Source organism: Providencia sp. Me31A (assembly GCF_050487165.1).
Classification (GTDB): domain Bacteria; phylum Pseudomonadota; class Gammaproteobacteria; order Enterobacterales; family Enterobacteriaceae; genus Providencia.
Window position 1 is genome coordinate 79,315 of record NZ_JBKQGZ010000013.1, and the last position, 18,190, is coordinate 97,504.

Annotated in this window: 13 protein-coding genes; 12 read left to right on the plus strand and 1 reads right to left on the minus strand. The window is 42.6% G+C overall.

Annotation, left to right across the window (positions count from 1 at the left end):
* The first annotated feature begins 40 nt into the window (after positions 1-40).
* From thiB to rluA, 6 genes are all read left to right on the plus strand, one after another.
* Positions 41-1,045 (plus strand): thiamine ABC transporter substrate binding subunit, encoded by a 1,005-nt coding sequence (gene thiB / locus ACLPIE_RS12505; protein ID WP_430262031.1) that lies wholly within the window; start codon positions 41-43, stop codon positions 1,043-1,045.
* Positions 1,021-2,625 carry a thiamine/thiamine pyrophosphate ABC transporter permease ThiP gene (thiP, locus tag ACLPIE_RS12510; protein WP_430262032.1) on the plus strand — a complete coding sequence of 535 codons (1,605 nt, stop codon included), beginning with the start codon at positions 1,021-1,023 and terminating at the stop codon, positions 2,623-2,625. Before thiB ends, thiP begins: the two co-directional genes overlap by 25 nt.
* Positions 2,618-3,328: a thiamine ABC transporter ATP-binding protein ThiQ gene (thiQ, locus tag ACLPIE_RS12515; RefSeq protein ID WP_430262033.1), complete on the plus strand. Its 711-nt coding sequence runs from the start codon at positions 2,618-2,620 to the stop codon at positions 3,326-3,328. The genes thiP and thiQ overlap by 8 nt, the downstream gene beginning before the upstream one ends.
* A gap of 62 nt (positions 3,329-3,390) precedes the next feature.
* Entirely contained in the window at positions 3,391-5,742 is a 2,352-nt protein-coding gene (locus tag ACLPIE_RS12520; RefSeq protein ID WP_430262034.1) for a DNA polymerase II, read from the plus strand.
* A gap of 402 nt (positions 5,743-6,144) precedes the next feature.
* A complete protein-coding gene (rapA, locus tag ACLPIE_RS12525; RefSeq protein ID WP_430262035.1) occupies positions 6,145-9,051 on the plus strand; it encodes an RNA polymerase-associated protein RapA in 2,907 nt (968 codons plus the stop codon).
* Between the two features lie 173 nt (positions 9,052-9,224).
* Positions 9,225-9,875: a bifunctional tRNA pseudouridine(32) synthase/23S rRNA pseudouridine(746) synthase RluA gene (gene rluA / locus ACLPIE_RS12530; protein ID WP_430262036.1), complete on the plus strand. Its 651-nt coding sequence runs from the start codon at positions 9,225-9,227 to the stop codon at positions 9,873-9,875.
* 164 nt (positions 9,876-10,039) lie between these two features.
* On the opposite strand, the gene djlA is transcribed toward rluA, so the two are convergent.
* Complete coding sequence (gene djlA, locus ACLPIE_RS12535; RefSeq protein WP_430262038.1) at positions 10,040-10,855, minus strand: co-chaperone DjlA; 816 nt, start codon at positions 10,853-10,855, stop codon at positions 10,040-10,042.
* A gap of 181 nt (positions 10,856-11,036) precedes the next feature.
* Between djlA and lptD the strand changes: the two genes are divergently transcribed.
* The 6 genes from lptD to apaH all read left to right on the plus strand — a co-directional run bounded on the left by lptD (position 11,037) and on the right by apaH (position 17,964).
* Complete coding sequence (gene lptD / locus ACLPIE_RS12540; RefSeq protein WP_430262118.1) at positions 11,037-13,403, plus strand: LPS assembly protein LptD; 2,367 nt, start codon at positions 11,037-11,039, stop codon at positions 13,401-13,403.
* A gap of 233 nt (positions 13,404-13,636) precedes the next feature.
* Positions 13,637-14,956 (plus strand): peptidylprolyl isomerase SurA, encoded by a 1,320-nt coding sequence (gene surA / locus ACLPIE_RS12545; protein ID WP_430262040.1) that lies wholly within the window; start codon positions 13,637-13,639, stop codon positions 14,954-14,956.
* Complete coding sequence (pdxA, locus tag ACLPIE_RS12550) at positions 14,940-15,932, plus strand: 4-hydroxythreonine-4-phosphate dehydrogenase PdxA (RefSeq protein WP_430262120.1); 993 nt, start codon at positions 14,940-14,942, stop codon at positions 15,930-15,932. The genes surA and pdxA overlap by 17 nt, the downstream gene beginning before the upstream one ends.
* Positions 15,929-16,738, plus strand: coding sequence for a 16S rRNA (adenine(1518)-N(6)/adenine(1519)-N(6))-dimethyltransferase RsmA (rsmA, locus tag ACLPIE_RS12555; RefSeq protein ID WP_430262042.1), 810 nt, complete (start codon positions 15,929-15,931; stop codon positions 16,736-16,738). The genes pdxA and rsmA overlap by 4 nt, the downstream gene beginning before the upstream one ends.
* 18 nt (positions 16,739-16,756) lie before the next feature.
* The gene (apaG, locus tag ACLPIE_RS12560; RefSeq protein ID WP_430262044.1) at positions 16,757-17,134 is read left to right on the plus strand and encodes a Co2+/Mg2+ efflux protein ApaG; all 378 of its coding nucleotides are present in this window, start codon (positions 16,757-16,759) and stop codon (positions 17,132-17,134) included.
* Between the two features lie 2 nt (positions 17,135-17,136).
* A complete protein-coding gene (apaH, locus tag ACLPIE_RS12565; RefSeq protein ID WP_430262045.1) occupies positions 17,137-17,964 on the plus strand; it encodes a bis(5'-nucleosyl)-tetraphosphatase (symmetrical) ApaH in 828 nt (275 codons plus the stop codon).
* Positions 17,965-18,190: the final 226 nt, after the last annotated feature.

Genomic DNA, 18,190 nt, shown 5'->3' on the forward strand with positions numbered 1-18,190 from the left:
CTCAAATCCTGTGTCACTTTCTTTTCGCGCAGGAAAAAGCATGTTTAAAAACAAAATTATAGCATCGATTTTTACCCTTAGTGCACTCAGTTTAAGTCAATTAGCATGGGCTGATAAGCCGACACTCACAGTCTATACCTATGATTCATTTGCGGCAGAGTGGGGACCTGGCCCACAAATTAAAAAGAATTTCGAGGCTCAATGCGGCTGCGAATTAAAAATAGTCGCATTAGGGGATGGTGTCGCTCTGCTAAATAGACTGAGAATGGAAGGAAAGAAAAGCAAAGCGGATATCATTTTAGGTTTAGATAATAACCTGTTAGATTCCGCTGAAAAAACGGGCTTATTCGCTCAGGCTGACATCAATACAGATGCACTGAAGCTACCTATCGAGTGGGATAGTTCAATTTTCATTCCTTATGACTATGGTTACTTTGCATTCATATACGACACCAATAAAATTAAACAACCACCAGCAAGTATGGATGCTTTATTAGATAGTAAAAATGATTGGAAAATTATTTACCAAGACCCTCGCACCAGTACGCCGGGGCTTGGTTTAATGCTGTGGATTGAAAAATTGTATGGCGATAAATCTGCTGATGCATGGGAAAAAATAGCAAAAAAAACTTTAACCGTAACAAAAGGTTGGAGTGAAGCGTATGGATTATTCTTAAAAGGTGAAGGTGATTTTGTGCTTAGTTATACCTCATCTCCGGGCTATCAAATACTCAATGATAAAAAAGATAATTATGCTGCCGCTATGTTTAATGAAGGTCACTACATGCAAGTTGAAGTGGCTGCAAGATTAAAAAACAGCCCAGAGCCTGAATTGGCAAAACAGTTTTTACAGTTTGTTTTAACACCTGAATTCCAAAATGCCTTGCCAACAACCAACTGGATGTACCCAGTCATTGATACTCCATTACCCGAGGTCTACAGCCAGTTACCTTTACCTAAAAAAGCTTTACAGTTTAGTTCGCAAGAAGTTGCCAAAGAACGTCAAACATGGACTCGTTTATGGCAAACCGCCGTCAGTCGTTAATTAATTTGTCCTTACTACCGGGGGCTCTAGCCTCCGGTTTGCTCATCATCGTTGCCCTCGTTAGCTTTGGGGCACTTTGGCTGTTTGCGCCTGAAATTTCCCTTGATGAAATCATCAGTGACAGCTACCTATGGCATGTGATTGGCTTTACCTTTTGGCAGGCTTTTTTATCGGCTATTTTTTCTGTGATCCCTGCTATTTTCTTAGCAAGAGCCTTCTATCGTCGGCGTTTCGTAGGGCGAACCCTATTTTTGCGTCTGTGTGCCATGACCCTTGTGTTACCAGTGCTAGTCGCTGTATTTGGTATTTTATCCGTTTATGGGCAAACAGGCTGGTTAGCTAAGCTGTGTCAACTGGTCGGCATTGAATATTCCTTTACCCCTTATGGCTTAAAGGGCATTCTACTGGCACATGTATTCTTCAACATGCCTCTTGCGACTCGTATGTTATTGCAATCATTAGAAAATATTGCTATTGAGCAACGACAAATCGCAGCTCAGCTTAGATTCAATGAATGGCAGCAATTTACACTCTTAGAATGGCCCTATTTACGTCGGCAACTCCTCCCTACCGCAGCCTTGATTTTTATGCTGTGCTTTGCCAGCTTTGCCACTGTTCTTGCCCTTGGCGGTGGTCCTGCAGCCACGACCATTGAATTGGCAATTTACCAAGCACTTAGTTACGATTTTGACCTAGGTAGAGCCACTCTACTGGCACTTATCCAACTTTTTTTCTGTGTCGGGCTGATGTTCATCTGCCAAAAAATCAACAGTTTATTCTCTGTTGGTTTTAGCCATCAAACACACTGGGTTGACCCCGCTGATAACAAATTTCGCCGTATTCGTGATACGTTACTGATCACCGCCGCCATGTTACTGCTGCTCCCCCCTCTATTTGCTGTTATTTTTGATGGTTTAAATGGGCGGCTATGGTCTGTTTTACAACAACCTGCACTGTGGCAGGCAACAATCACATCCCTCATTATTGCCGTATGCGCAGGCTTAGTCTGTGTAACACTGACCTTAATGTTACTCTGGAGTAGCCGAGAACTACGCTTACGCAAAGCTGTTCGTTTTGGGCAGGCTCTTGAACTCAGTGGATTAATCATTTTAGCTATGCCCGGTATAGTTCTCGCAACAGGTTTTTTCATTTTTTTCAATGAAACCATTGGATTGCCGGAAACACCTTATCCTTTAGTCATTATGACTAATGCGCTACTCGCAATTCCGTACGCCTTAAAAGTTTTAGAAAATCCTATGCGCGATATTGCTGAGCGATATACCCCATTGTGCCAATCATTAGATATTTCAGGCTTTAACCGTTTTAAAATTATTGAGTTTAAAGCACTACGAAAACCAATAGCTCAAGCACTTGCATTTGCCTGTGTTATTTCTATTGGAGACTTTGGCGTTGTTGCCTTGTTTGGTAATGAAAACTTCCGCACCTTGCCTTATTACCTATATCAGCAAATTGGGGCGTATCGGACTAATGATGGGGCGGTAACGGCGATGCTATTGTTATTACTGTGTTTTTGCTTATTCAGCCTATTGGAACGTATTTCGGGAAAACCTCATGATTAAACTCACCAACTTGGATTACCAGTACGATAATCTGACTATGACATTTGATTTTTCCATCAAACAAGGGGAATGTGTTGCCATTATGGGGCCAAGTGGTGCAGGAAAAAGTACATTATTAAGTTTAATCAGTGGTTTTCAATTTCCTCAAACAGGAACGATTGAACTCAATGGCGAAGACCATACATTTAGTCCACCCGCTAAGCGCCCTGTTTCGATGTTATTCCAAGAAAATAATTTGTTTGCTCACTTAACCGTTCGGCAGAATATCGGATTAGGCCTGCAACCTAGCTTGCGGCTAAACAAAACACAAATGCAGCAAGTCGAACTCATGGCTGGTCATGTTAGCCTACGTGAATGCTTAGATAGGCTCCCCGCACAGCTTTCTGGTGGGCAACGCCAACGAGCAGCTCTTGCACGTTGTTTAATTCGCAACCAACCCATTTTGTTACTAGATGAACCTTTTTCTGCCTTAGACCCTGCATTACGTAGTGAAATGTTGCTATTACTTAAAGAGGTCTGCACAGAAAAATCCATTACTTTATTAATGGTATCTCATAATGCTGACGACGCATTACATATCGCGCCTAGAACATTAGTCATTGCTGACGGCAGTATTGTCTATGATGGTGATACTCAGCGACTCTTACAAGGACAAAGTAAAGCATCTGCCTTGCTCAGTATCACGGAAGCCAGCCGTAATTAACACTGTATAAATTCACACTATTCGCGTATATTATTGGTCAGTATTGCAATGCGAGTAGCCCGATGTCCCAATTGATGACCTCCGCAAGAAAAGGTTTTATTCTTAGCCGCCACTGGAGAGATACCCGCCACGGTGTCGAGGTCACTTATTGGCTTCTCACAGATCATCAGCCGCAAAAAATATCGGTTCCCTTGCAAAAAGCGGTTGGTTTCCTACCTGAATCAAAACTCCAAATTGTTCAGCATCTCCTTGATGAACAACCTAATGTGAGTTACCGCCTGCTTGCTCTGGCAAATTTTCAGCGGGAAAAAGTGTACGTCATTTATTGCCCTCAATATCGCCAGTTGCAAAATATTGAAAAAAGCTGCCAGGAATTGGGTGTTGAACTGTTAGAAACCGATATTCGTCCAAGTGAACGTTACTTAATGGAGCGTTTTATTACTGCCCCAGTATGGTTTTCACAAAATCAACAGGGGGAATATCAGCTAAAACCTTGTGAAGAATACCGCCCTATCATCAAAGCGGTTTCCCTTGATATAGAAACCAGCCAGCACGGGGCATTATACTCCATTGGCCTATCGGGTTGTGGTGATAACGTGGTGTTTATGTTAGGCCCAGAGCAAGGCCCTGCACTGACAGCAGAACACCGTTTAGTGTACGTAAATAGCCGCCCACAGTTGCTTGAAAAGCTAAATCAATGGCTGTATGAATATGACCCAGATGCGATTATTGGCTGGAACCTTATTCAATTCGATTTACAGGTTTTACAGAAACATGCTGAACGTTATGGCATACCGCTACTCTTTGGCAGGCAAAGCAAAAAATTAGAGTGGCGAGAACATGGGTTTAAACCTGGGGTCTTTTTTGCTGCCGCTGAAGGTCGGTTAATTATTGATGGTATTGATGCATTAAAAGCAGCGACATGGAATTTCTCATCATTTAGCTTGGAATTTGTTGCCCAAGCACTTCTCGGAGAAGGCAAAGCCATCGATACCCCCTATGACAGAATGGATGAAATCAATCGTCGCTTCGCCCACGATAAACCTGCGTTGGCACATTACAATATTCAAGACTGCATTTTAGTTCACCGCATTTTTGAAAAAACAGATTTGATGGCGTTTTTACAAGAACGTTCAACGGTAACAGGATTAGCAGTCGATCGAATGGGAGGCTCGGTTGCCGCATTTTCCCACTTGTATATTCCACGTCTACATCGCCTTGGTTTCGTTGCCCCAAATCTCACTGAGCAAAAGTTTCAGCTCAACCCGGGGGGCTTTGTGATGGATTCACAACCAGGACTCTATGATTCCGTCTTAGTCTTAGATTACAAAAGCCTATATCCTTCGATTATTAGAACTTTTTTAATCGACCCTGCTGGAATGGTTGAAGGTCTTGCTCATCCTGATCCACAACATTCTGTGCAAGGGTTTCGCAATGCATGGTTTTCGCGTACCACCCACTGTTTACCTGACATTGTTAGTCATATTTGGCAAGAGCGCGATAAAGCCAAAAAAGAACATAATGCCCCTTTATCTCAAGCACTCAAAATTATCATGAATGCCTTTGCGGGTGTATTGGGCGCTGAAGGTTGCCGTTTCTTCGACCCAAGGTTAACCGCCTCAATCACCATGCGTGGTCATGAAATTATGCGAACAACTAAGCGTTTGATTGAATCTCAAGGCTATCAGGTGATTTATGGTGATACTGACTCGACCTTTGTTTGGTTACGTAATGCTCACAGTGAAGAGCAAGCACAAAAAATTGGCTTTATGCTACGTGACTATGTGAATGACTGGTGGGTTAAACATTTAAAAGATGAATACCAATTAGATGGCGTGCTGGAGTTGGAATACGAAACGCATTATCGCCGATTCTTGATGCCCACTGTACGTGGCGCTGAAATGGGAAGTAAAAAACGTTATGCAGGGCTAAGTAAAGATACGATGGTATTTCGAGGGCTTGAGACTATTCGCTCAGATTGGACCCCCTTAGCACAAATATTCCAAAAAGAGCTCTATACGCGTATTTTTTATCGACAGCCTTATCATGAGTTTATTCGTGCATACATTCATGATATTCGTTCAGGAAAATATGATGACCGTTTAGTTTATCGCAAGCGGCTTCGTCGTAAATTAACTGATTACCAACGAAATGTTCCCCCCCATGTTCGTGCAGCACGTAGCGCTGATGATTATAATTTAAAATTACAACGCCCCTTGCAGTACCAAAATGGCGGCTGGATAAGCTATATTATGACTCAAGCAGGCCCTGAACCCCTTGAAATTATCACTGCTAAACCAGACTATGAACACTATATTTTGAAGCAAATCAAACCGATAGCTGATGCTATTTTGCCTTTTTTACAAGATGACTTTGATGCTCTGTTAACTGGGCAGATTACCCTTTTGTTTTAAAATTTATTCATCCGCTGATGTTTTTTTAACAGGTGACGATGAGCCTCGGTTGAATTAATATATCGCCCCTTTGATGTTGTGCAGGTCTGACTACATAAATAATGCGCAATAATACTCATTATAATTCAAATCGCATGCTTTCTATCTTAGCGATAACTTAGCGATAAGCTTGATAAATAGGTGGCTGATTCATTAACCAGAGCAACTTCGCTTACTTTGCTGCAATTTCAATTATTAAATGTGTATAATTAATCATCAGGTATTGACTATTTTTAAAAAAATTCGAACTCTTCCTTGTGCAACTTATAAACAGTTACACCGACACTGGGCGAAAAAACTGATAAAAATTGTCTGAAAAAATCTAAAAATAAACTATCAATTTTATGGAATTAAATTAAATCTATGCCATTTACTCTTGGTCAACGCTGGATCAGCGATACAGAAAGCGAACTTGGATTAGGTGCCGTTGTGGCGATTGATGCCCGTATGGTGACATTGCTTTTCCCTGCAAGCGGAGAAAACCGTCTTTACTCACGTAGTGACGCGCCTATTACCCGAGTTATGTTTAATGAAGGTGATACCATTACTAGCCACGAAGGCTGGCAACTTCAAGTTGAAAGCATTGAAGAAGATAAAGGATTATTGACTTATATTGGTACTCGCTTAGACACACAAGAAACTGGGGTCAGTCTCCGAGAAGTATTCCTCGACAGCAAACTTACGTTTAATAAACCACAAGATCGTTTATTTGCGGGGCAAATTGACCGCATGGATCGCTTTGCATTACGTTATCGTGCACGTAAATTTCAAAGTGAACAAGTTAAACATCAAGCTACAGGTTTACGTGGTATTCGTGCCAGTTTGATCCCACACCAATTACACATTGCCAATGAAGTCGGCAAACGTCATCACCCGCGCGTTTTATTAGCGGATGAAGTGGGTTTAGGGAAAACCATCGAAGCTGGAATGATCATCCACCAGCAATTGATAGCAGGACGCGCTGAACGTGTATTAATTATTGTTCCTGATAGCTTACAGCACCAATGGCTGGTTGAAATGCTACGCCGCTTTAATCTGCGTTTTTCATTGTTTGATGATAGCCGCTATAGCGAAGCACAACATGATAGCGATAATCCATTTGAAACTGAACAATTAGTCCTATGTTCATTGGATTTCGTCCGCCGTAATAAACAACGATTTGATCAACTAGTTGAAGCTGGCTGGGACATGATGGTGGTTGATGAAGCCCACCACTTACAATGGAGCGAAGCCGCACCAAGCCGAGAATATCAAGTCATTGAAACACTTGCAGAAAATATCCCTTCTGTATTGCTATTGACTGCAACGCCAGAGCAATTAGGCCAAGAAAGCCACTTTGCCCGTTTGCGCCTGCTTGACCCTAGCCGTTTCCATGATTACCAAGAGTTTATTGCTGAACAAGAAAACTATCGCCCAGTAGCAGATGCAGTTTCTTTGTTGCTCTCAGGTGAAAAGCTGACGAATGACCAGCAAAACTTACTTAATGATCTTATCAAAGAGCAAGATATTGAGCCTCTGTTAAAAGCGGCAAATGTTGAGAGTGAAGATGGCAGCGCAGCTCGCCAAGAGCTAATTAATATGTTGATGGACAGACACGGAACAAGCCGTCTGTTATTCAGAAATACCCGTAATGGGGTGAAAGGTTTCCCACGACGTGAATTGCATTCGTTAAAAATGCCATTGCCAACTCAATACCAAACCGCCATTAAGGTTGCTGGTATTATGGGCACCAAAAAAGACATAGAAACACGCGCAAAAGAAATGCTCTACCCTGAGCAAATTTATCAAGAGTTTGAAGGTGAAAACGCTACTTGGTGGAACTTTGATCCGCGCGTTGAATGGTTAATGGGCTTCTTAACCGCTAACCGTAATGAAAAAGTGTTAGTTATCTGTGCTAAAGCCGCCACGGCTCTGCAATTAGAACAAGTTTTACGTGAACGTGAAGGTATCCGTGCAGCGGTATTCCATGAAGGCTTATCGTTATTAGAACGTGACCGTGCAGCGGCTTATTTCGCCTCTCAAGAAGAAGGTGCTCAAGTATTACTGTGTTCTGAAATCGGCTCTGAAGGGCGTAACTTCCAGTTCGCTAATCAGTTAGTGATGTTTGACCTACCATTCAACCCTGATCTGTTAGAGCAGCGTATCGGCCGTTTGGATAGGATTGGCCAAAGCCGCGATATCAGCATTCATGTTCCTTATTTAGAACAGACAGCGCAATCTGTGCTGATCCGCTGGTATCACGAAGGCTTAGATGCTTTCGAACATACCTGCCCTACAGGTCGTGCTATCTATGATAAGTACTATCAATCATTACTGCAATTTATGGCTGAGCCGACAATTAGCGAAGGTTTTGATGAATTTATCAAAACCTGTCGTGAAGAGCATGACAACCTGAAATTGCAATTAGAACAAGGCCGCGACCGTTTACTTGAAATGCATTCCAATGGAGGAGAGTCAGGTAACAAATTGGCAGAAGAAATCGGTGAGGGAGATAACGATACCGAGTTAGTGAACTTTGCCCTGAATCTTTTTGATATCGTAGGAATTAATCAAGAAGATAAGAGTGATAATTTAATCATTTTAACGCCTTCAGACCACATGTTAGTGCCTGATTTCCCAGGTCTTCCTCAAGATGGTTGCACCATCACATTTGATAGAGAGCAAGCGCTTTCTCGTGAAGATACGCAATTTATCAGTTGGGAACACCCGATTATTCGTAACGGTTTAGATTTAGTATTGTCTAGTGATACAGGCAGCTGTGCAGTCTCGTTGTTGAAAAACAAAGCCCTACCTGTTGGTACCTTGCTCACTGAATTAATTTATGTTGTGGAAGCTCAAGCACCTAAGAATCTACAAATCAGTCGTTTCTTACCTGCGACGCCAGTACGTTTATTGATTGATTTAAAAGGTAATAACTTATCTTCTCAAGTTGAGTTCGAAAGTTTTAACCGCCAATTAAATGCCATTAACCGTCATATGGCAAGCAAGCTGGTTAATGCTGTACAAAATGAGGTTCATTCCGTATTGCGCTTATCTGAACCCATGATGGAAAAAGAAGCGAAAGCGTTAATCGAAAATGCGAAAGAAGCCGCCGATAAAGCGCTGACCTTAGAGCTTTCTCGATTAGAAGCCCTCAAAGCGGTTAACCCAAATATCCGTGATGAAGAGCTGGATATCATTGAAGAAGAGCGCCAACAGCTGATGACTAATATCGACCAAGCAACATGGCGTCTAGATGCCATTCGTTTAGTTGTGGTTACACATCAGTAAAATAATCAGCCATTTTAGGTGTTTTCTTTGCTTATACTCAGTATTACCCTAAATAATTCGGGTTACAGGTAGGCGGCAAGCATAGGTATCTCGGGAAGCATACATAGGTATGTGACCCGAGTAGCTGAGCGCCCCCCTGTAGCTCGAAGTATAACGGGTAATAAGGATAATTTATGTTACCTTACAACCCACCGCTAGACCCTTGGCTTCATATTCTCTATCAAGACGACCACATTATTGTCGTAAACAAACCAAGTGACTTACTCTCCGTTCCAGGAAAAGCTCCTGAGCACAATGACAGCATTATGACCCGTATACAGCGTGATTTTCCTGCGGCAGAATCTGTGCATCGTCTTGATATGGCAACCAGTGGCGTCATGGTTGTGGCACTGCACAAAAAGGCAGAGCGTGAACTCAAACGCCAATTTAGGGAACGTGAACCTAAAAAAGTCTATATCGCCCGAGTATGGGGGCATTTAGAAAAAGAAGAAGGGCTAGTTGATTTACCACTCATTTGCGATTGGCCAAATCGCCCGAAGCAAAAAGTGTGTTTTGAAACAGGGAAATCAGCTCAAACAGAGTACCATGTCTTGCAATATGAAAAGAAAGCAACTCGCGTCAAACTTTCGCCAATTACCGGACGCTCACATCAACTTAGGGTTCATATGTTAGCCTTAGGGCACCCTATCCTTGGTGATCGCTTCTATGCTCATGATGAGGCAAAAGCACTAGCGCCACGCTTACAGTTACATGCTCAGGAGCTATATATCACCCACCCTGAATATGGCACGCCAATACACTTTACTTGCCCACCTGATTTTTAACGTCACTTAAACGATTGATTAGATTTCAATACTACCAGTGCAAAAATTAACTCACTCTGTTTTGTGCTGGTTATTTTCCCGTTTGGCCTTTCCCTAAGAGCATACACAACTAGGGTGTGCGAGCGCAGCCAATAACGCTGCGCCACGAAATATGACGGGGAAATTTATTTGAAGCCAAGCTCTTTCTTGACTAAGTCATAAGCAGCTTGGATAGATTGCGCTTTTTGCTTAGCAATCTCCATCATTTCTGGCGGCAAGCCTTTTGCAACCAGTTTATCAGGATGATGCTCACTCATTAATTTACGATAAGCTCGTTTGATTTTAGTCGGATCATCACTAGAAGACACACCAAGCACTTTGCAAGCATCTTCAAGGGTAGGCCCATTGGATTGTTGATAATAGCCCCCAGATTGCTGCTGAGAGTATCCTTGACCAAATTGGCGACCACTTTGAATCATATCGAGGAACTGCTCGAATTGCGCTTTAGAAATCCCCAGCTCTTCTGCAATGATAAACAGCACTTTTCTTTCATTTGGATGTAGCTGCCCATCCGCAAAAGCCGCCTGTAATTGAATTTCCAGAAACATCTGAATTAAGTCAAACCGCCCATAACATGCCAGACGCAATTGCTTTAATACATCACGCAATGGAAAGTCGGGAGATTTACCTTCTCTAAACGCTTGTTGTGCTGCTTTTCGTGTTTCACCATGTAATTGCATTCGGTCCATCAAATTTGATGCGAGCTGAATATCTGTCTCGGTTACACGCCCTTTTGACTTAGTTAGATGCCCTAAGATTTGGAACGTACTGGCGAAAAAAATGATTTGGCGATCACGTTTATTCATCGCCCCTGCAAATTTACGTTGTACTGATGCTTTATCAAAACCATGTCCAATAATTAAGCCCGCGAGTGCGCCCCAAATACCCAATCCAGAGACGATTGCGAGTATCACGCCAATAATTTTGCCCCAATAGTGCATATATCCCTCAATTCTTCAATGCTCAGAATGCAATTTTGCATTATCATACTATTCATTCTGCTCTATGCATAACTACCCGCGCGTAAAGTTTCTTACATTATACTGGCGCAAAGTAGTTGGCTAAGTTAGTCTTTGAGCGTTTGCTGGCTGTGCCAATTATGACGGAACCGCATATTTAATGATGAAAAAAAGCTATCCAACACTACTCGCCACCATGGTATGGGCGGCAATTTATAGTCAGCAAGCCCATGCTGACCTTGCGCAGCAGTGTATGCTGGGCGTCCCTGTTTATACAAAACCTATTGTAAAAGGTGACCCCAACAACCTGCCGATTAACATTACCGCTGAAGATGTTCGTGGTGAATACCCTAATTTTATTGAATATGACGGCGATGTCGATATTCAGCAAGGGAACCAAACATTAACCGCCGATAACGTCAAACTCACCCAAACAGAAACAGCGGGTGAGCCACCTGTACGTGAAGTGACGGCAACGGGAAATGTGCACTATGATGATCCGCAAATTATCTTAAAAGGCCCTTCTGCATGGTCTAATTTAGATAATAAGAACACCGATGTGAACGATGGTAGCTACATGATGGTAGGCCGTCAGGGACGTGGTGATGCGAAAAAAATGAAATTGCGTGGCGAAAACCGCTACTCCATTATGGAAAACGGTACATTTACCACCTGTTTACCAGGCAATAATAGCTGGAGCGTTGCAGGGTCTGAGGTCATTATTGACCGTGAAGAGGAAGTTGCCGAAATTTGGCATGCCCGCTTTAAAGTTGGTGATGTTCCTATTTTTTATAGCCCATATATGCAGTTACCTATTGGTAACAAACGTCGTTCTGGTTTCTTAATTCCAACAGGTAGTTACTCTACCAATGATGGCTTAGAGTTTTCTCTGCCTTATTATTGGAATATTGCACCAAATTATGATGCCACTATCACACCACAATTTATGACTCACCGTGGTTTGAAACTTAATAACGAATTCCGTTACCTGATAACACCGGGGACTGGAACCGTCGCCTTCGACTATCTCAACCACGACAGAGCCTATGGTAAAGACAAAGAACGTGGAAAACGTGAAAAACGTGATAGCGATGATCGTTGGTTGTTCTACTGGCGTCATTCAGGTTCCTATGCAGGGCATTGGAATTTTAACTCTGACTATACCAAAGTTAGTGACCCAAGCTACTTTACCGACTTTAGTTCCCAGTACGGTAGTACAACTGATGGATACGCCACACAAAAATTCAGTGCTGGCTACTCAGATACCAACTGGAATGCAAAAATTACTCACAAGCAGTTCCAAATTTTTGCGGATAACCCGAACAAACGTGCTTATAAAGCTGAGCCACAAATTGACTTTAATTATTATAAAAATAATTTAGGTGCTTTTGATGTGCACACATATGCACAAGCGGCGCGTTTTACTAGTGTGGGTAAAAACAACCCTGATGCAACTCGTTTACACTTTGAACCCGAAGTGAACCTGCCATTATCGAATGGTTGGGCAAACATGAATAACAGCATCAAAGTTTATGCCACTCACTATGATCAAGATATTCCACGCTCAAACCCAAATAAAAGCTTAGAGAAAAATGTTTCTCGTGTTCTACCGATGTTCAAAAGTGATGCCAAAGTGGTTTTCGAGCGCGACCTCTACCAAGGTAGTGATTATGTACAAACACTAGAACCTCGTGTCCAGTACCTGTATATTCCGTATAAAGATCAGGACAACATTAATAACTTTGACTCATCTTTACTGCAATCGGATTACAGCGGTTTATTCCGTGACCGTATTTACAGTGGACTCGACCGCATAGCCTCAGCCAATCAGTTCACTACGGGTTTAACAACTCGAGTTTATGATGATGCCTTAGCAGAGCGCTTTAATTTCTCGGTTGGTCAAATTTATTATTTCGAACGTCCCCGCGCTGGGAATTCAAATCGCCCAATTGATGATAAAAGCAACACAGGTTCATTACTGTGGGCCACTGACAGTATGTGGCGCATTGATGAAAACTGGGGAATTCGTGGTGGCTTACAATATGACCGACGTCTCGGTAATATCACTATGGGGAATGCCGTTGCTGAGTATCGCTTAGATGCGGATCGTTTAGTGCAGTTGAACTACCGTTTCGTTGACCGCGATTATATTCAAGCCACATTCCGTGATTTAGACCAGCTAGGTAAAAATCAAAAATTACCTGAATACCAACGTGGTATTTCGCAAGTGGGTGCCGTCGTTAGCTGGCCATTAAATGAACGCTGGGGGTTTGTGGGCTCATATTATTATGATACCAAACAACAACAATCTGCGAGCCAGTTAGTTGGATTGCAATATAATACTTGCTGTTGGGCTGTCAATTTGGGCTATGAGCGCAAGATTGTCGGCTGGCAACAAGATAAGTTCAGCAGTGAATATGATAATAAATGGTCAATCAATGTGGAACTTAGAGGCCTAAATAACAATCATAGTTTAGGTAGTCAGGAAATGCTAAGCCGTGGCATTATGCCATACCAACGTGCTTTCTGATAAAAAGAACATAAATTTACTCTAAATAATTCGAGTTGCAGTTAGGCGACAAGCGAATGAGTCGCTAGGAGCACACATAAGTATGTGACTAGTGCGAATGAGTCGCTAGGAGCATACATAAGTATGTGACTAGTGCGAATGAACGCAGTCAACAACACTGCAACTTGAAGTATGACGAGTAAAAAGAGATTAGCCCGCTTTTGCGGAATCAAAGTCAATATTATAGGACCATTATGAAGAATTGGAGAACGCTTATTCTGGGACTGATGTTCGCAAGCTCCTCTGCATTAGCTGCACCACAGCAAATGGATAAAGTGGCTGCGGTCGTCAATAACGGAGTTGTACTAGAAAGTGACGTCCAGAATATGATCAACACAGTAAAAATGAATGCTCAGAACGCGCGTCAACAAGTTCCTGATGATCAAATGCTGCGTCATCAGATCCTAGAGCGTCTAGTTATGGACAACATCATATTGCAGATGGCTAACCAAATGCAGCTCAATATTCCAGAAGAAGCGGTTAATGCGACGATAGCTGATATCGCTCGTCAAAACGGCTTAACCATGGAACAAATGCAGCAACGTTTAACTGCTGATGGTATCAATATGAACCAATATCGCAGTGAAATTCGTAAAGAGATGCTAATCGCTGAAGTACGTAATAACGAAGTTCGTCGCCGTGTGACTATTTTACCTCAAGAAGTCGATGCACTTGCGGAACAAATGAGCTCACAGGCAAACTACGAAATGGGGGTCAATCTAAGCCATATTTTAATCCCTCTGCCAGAAAACCCAACTCAAGAACAGCTAAAAACTGCAGAAACCTTAGTCGATAAAATTTTAGCTGAGCTGAAAAAAGGTGGTGATTTCGGTAAGCTTGCCATCGCTTACTCCGCTGACCCACAAGCCCTAAAAGGCGGTAATATGGGATGGTCGCGTTTACAAGAGCTACCTGTCGTATTTGCTGAACAATTAAAGAACTCTAAAAAAGGTGATGTTGTTGGGCCAATTCGTTCCGGTGTGGGATATCATATTTTGCGTGTCAATGATGTCAGTGGCGGTAACCAGCCTATTTCAGTGACCGAAGTCAAAGCTCGCCATATCTTAATTAAGTCATCTCCAATTATGGATGATACTCAAGCAAGACAAAAACTGACTAAGATTGCTCAAGACATCCGTTCAGGTGCTATCTCATTCGAGGATGCAGCAAAAGAAAATTCAGAAGACCCAGGTAGCGCATTAAAAGGTGGTGAATTAGGTTGGAACATGCCTGATATCTATGACCCTGCGTTCCGTGATGCATTAATGAAACTGAATAAAGGTGAATTAAGCCAACCTGTTCCGTCAAGTTTTGGCTGGCACTTAATTCAATTAGAAGATACACGTAGCGTTGACAAGACCGATGCGGCACAAAAAGACCAAGCGTATCGCCTACTGTTCAACCGTAAATTTAACGAAGAAGCACAAAACTGGATGCAAGAACAGCGTGCCTCTGCTTACGTGAAAATCACGGATGATCGTGACAACCAATCTAAAGATGATGAATCTCATTAAGCCTATTGTTATTACCCCCGGTGAACCCGCCGGGGTGGGGCCTGATCTTTTGATCCAACTCGCTCAACAGCAATGGCCTGTTGAGTTAGTTGCATGTGCAGATCCGAACTTATTGTTAGAGCGAGCTAACGCCCTAAATTTACCTCTCGCATTAACTGAATACTCATCTAATAACGCCTCGAAAGCACAAGCGGCCGGGAGTTTATCAATATTACCCGTACATCTAACAGCACAGGTAAATGCAGGCAAGCTAAACGTAGATAACGGTCAATATGTGGTGGAAACTTTAGCAAAGGCATGTGATGGCTGCTTAAATGGTGAATTCTCAGCTCTCGTCACAGGGCCTGTGCATAAAGGCATTATTAATGATGCCGGTGTCTCGTTTAGTGGTCATACTGAGTTTTTTGCCCAAAGAAGCCACTGTGAACGCGTAGTGATGATGTTGGCGACTGAAGAACTTCGTGTTGCTCTTGCGACGACTCACCTACCACTCAAAGATGTTTCAGGGGCTATCACGCAGCAAAGCCTACGTGAGGTCATCACCATTTTACATCATGATTTACAAACAAAATTTGCTATTGAAAATCCGGCCATCTATGTTTGTGGGTTAAATCCACATGCAGGTGAAGGTGGCCACATGGGCACAGAAGAAATTGATACCATTGAACCTGCGCTAAATAGCTTACGCACAGAAGGCATTCAGCTTATTGGGCCACTACCCGCCGATACACTGTTTCAAGCAAAATATTTAGACCATGCCGATGCTGTGTTAGCAATGTATCACGATCAAGGCCTTCCTGTGTTAAAATATCAAGGTTTCGGCAGAGCGGTGAATATTACCCTCGGTCTGCCATTTATCCGTACCTCTGTCGACCACGGCACAGCCCTTGAGCTTGCAGGGACGGGTCATGCTGATGCGGGAAGTTTTATTACCGCATTAAAGTTAGCTATCCAAATGACATCTAAGAATACATGAATAATCGAGTCCATCAGGGGCACTTTGCCCGCAAACGCTTCGGGCAGAACTTTTTAACTGACCAATTTATCATTGACAGCATCGTCGATGCGATGAACCCACTACCGGGTCAGTCTATTGTCGAAATCGGCCCAGGCTTAGGCGCTTTAACAGAGCCTGTCGGCAGCCGCATTGACAAAATGACCGTTGTCGAGCTTGACCGTGACCTTGCGGCACGCTTACACGTCCATCCGCAGCTAAAAGATAAATTAACTATCATTCAGCAAGATGCAATGACCGTAGATTTTGGCGAACTCGCCAAACAAGCTGGCCAACCAATACGCGTATTTGGTAATTTGCCTTACAACATTTCTACGCCATTAATGTTTCATCTATTCACATTTACCAATTCCATTGCTGACATGAATTTCATGCTACAAAAAGAAGTGGTTAATCGGCTAGTCGCGGGACCAGGTAGCAAAGCGTTTGGCCGATTAAGTGTGATGGCGCAGTACTATTGTCATGTGGTTCCAGTATTGGAAGTACCGCCAACCGCATTTACACCTGCGCCAAAAGTAGATTCCGCGATTGTTCGTTTGATCCCACATCGCGAAAATCCTTACCCTGTAAAAGATATTAAATTCTTAAGCCGTATAACAACACAGGCTTTTAACCAACGCCGTAAAACAATCCGCAATAGCTTAGGCGACCTGTTTAACGTTGAAGAATTAACAGAGCTAGGTATCGACTTAAGTACTCGCGCAGAAAATATTTCTGTTGAACAATACTGCAAAATGGCAAACTATCTTTCTAACCGTTCAGAATAGTATGTTGAAGGAGGCACTATGCTTAATGAGCCGAATGTGAGCATCCAAGTTCAAAGTGTCTACATAGAAAGCCAATCTCAACCCGATATTGCACGATACGTGTTTGCTTACACGATCTGCATTCGTAATCTGGGAAGAGAACCCATCCAGTTAATGAGCCGCTACTGGCTCATTACTAATAGCGATGGTCATAAAACTGAGGTGCAAGGTGAAGGCGTTGTCGGTGAACAACCCATCATCCACCCCGGAACAGAATATCGTTATACCAGTGGTGCCGTTCTTGAAACACCAATGGGTACAATGGAAGGCTATTACGTCATGATAAGCACACAAGGGGACAATTTTCACGTTGATATCCCTGCTTTTCGTCTCGCAATCCCAACACTGATAAATTAATTATGTCGACATATTTAGTAGGTGATATCCACGGTTGTTATCGCGAACTGCGCGATCTGCTGGACAGTGTCAATTTTGACTCAAGTAAAGATACATTGTGGCTGACGGGTGACCTAGTTGCCCGTGGTTCTGAGTCACTTGAGGTTTTACGCTATGTTAAAAGTCTTGGTTCCGCAGCTCGCTTGGTGCTGGGGAATCACGACCTCCATTTATTAGGGATCTACTGCAAAATTAGCCGCAATAAGCCTAAAGATCACCTTGATGAATTACTGCATGCACCTGATCTAGATGAATTGATCAATTGGCTACGTCGCCAACCTTTATTGCAAATCGATGAAGAGAAAAAAATCTTAATGACTCACGCTGGCATAACACCGCAATGGAGTCTTGAAACAGCGCGTATGTGTGCAAGGGAAGTCGAAGCGGTATTGTCCAGTGATGCCTATCCACTATTTATTGACTCAATGTATGGTGACATGCCAAATAACTGGTCAGATAGCTTAATGGGGTTAGCTCGCCTACGTTTTAGTACCAATGCCCTTACTCGTTTACGTTACTGCTTCCCGAATGGGCAGTTAGATATGATTTGCAAAGAAAATCCTAAAAAAGCCCCTGCCCCGTTAAAACCTTGGTTTGATTTACCCAGCCAGATTCCTGATGATTATTCAGTGTTTTTTGGCCATTGGGCATCCCTTGAAGGTAAATGTACCCCCGATAATGTTTATGCTTTAGATACTGGTTGCTGTTGGGGGGGGGATTTAACATTATTACATTGGGAAACTAAACAACTGCATCATCAAAAATCATACCAAAAAAGTCGCAAAGAATAGCTTTAAACCAGAGAATTACTGATATTTACATGACGCCATAGCGCGTCATGTGTCATTTTAGGTTGTTGACAAAGCGGGATAAAAACGGAATTTATCCCACTTTATATGAGCTGAATTTTTTAATTTTAACTAATGGGCATGCAATATGAAAACCCCAAATAGCTTGATAAGCGAGAGCCATGTCATACCTATTAAGAAAATAATAAAACCCCCGAGCTTGATGTTA

Coding starts and splice junctions, on each gene's coding strand:
- rapA (WP_430262035.1), top strand. CDS start 6,145: ATGCCATTTACTCTTGGTCAACGCTGGATCAGCGATACAGAAAGCGAA.
- rsmA (WP_430262042.1), top strand. CDS start 15,929: ATGAATAATCGAGTCCATCAGGGGCACTTTGCCCGCAAACGCTTCGGG.
- ACLPIE_RS12520 (WP_430262034.1), top strand. CDS start 3,391: ATGTCCCAATTGATGACCTCCGCAAGAAAAGGTTTTATTCTTAGCCGC.
- djlA (WP_430262038.1), bottom strand. CDS start 10,855: ATGCACTATTGGGGCAAAATTATTGGCGTGATACTCGCAATCGTCTCT.
- apaG (WP_430262044.1), top strand. CDS start 16,757: ATGCTTAATGAGCCGAATGTGAGCATCCAAGTTCAAAGTGTCTACATA.
- lptD (WP_430262118.1), top strand. CDS start 11,037: ATGAAAAAAAGCTATCCAACACTACTCGCCACCATGGTATGGGCGGCA.
- apaH (WP_430262045.1), top strand. CDS start 17,137: ATGTCGACATATTTAGTAGGTGATATCCACGGTTGTTATCGCGAACTG.
- thiB (WP_430262031.1), top strand. CDS start 41: ATGTTTAAAAACAAAATTATAGCATCGATTTTTACCCTTAGTGCACTC.
- thiQ (WP_430262033.1), top strand. CDS start 2,618: ATGATTAAACTCACCAACTTGGATTACCAGTACGATAATCTGACTATG.
- thiP (WP_430262032.1), top strand. CDS start 1,021: ATGGCAAACCGCCGTCAGTCGTTAATTAATTTGTCCTTACTACCGGGG.
- rluA (WP_430262036.1), top strand. CDS start 9,225: ATGTTACCTTACAACCCACCGCTAGACCCTTGGCTTCATATTCTCTAT.
- surA (WP_430262040.1), top strand. CDS start 13,637: ATGAAGAATTGGAGAACGCTTATTCTGGGACTGATGTTCGCAAGCTCC.
- pdxA (WP_430262120.1), top strand. CDS start 14,940: ATGATGAATCTCATTAAGCCTATTGTTATTACCCCCGGTGAACCCGCC.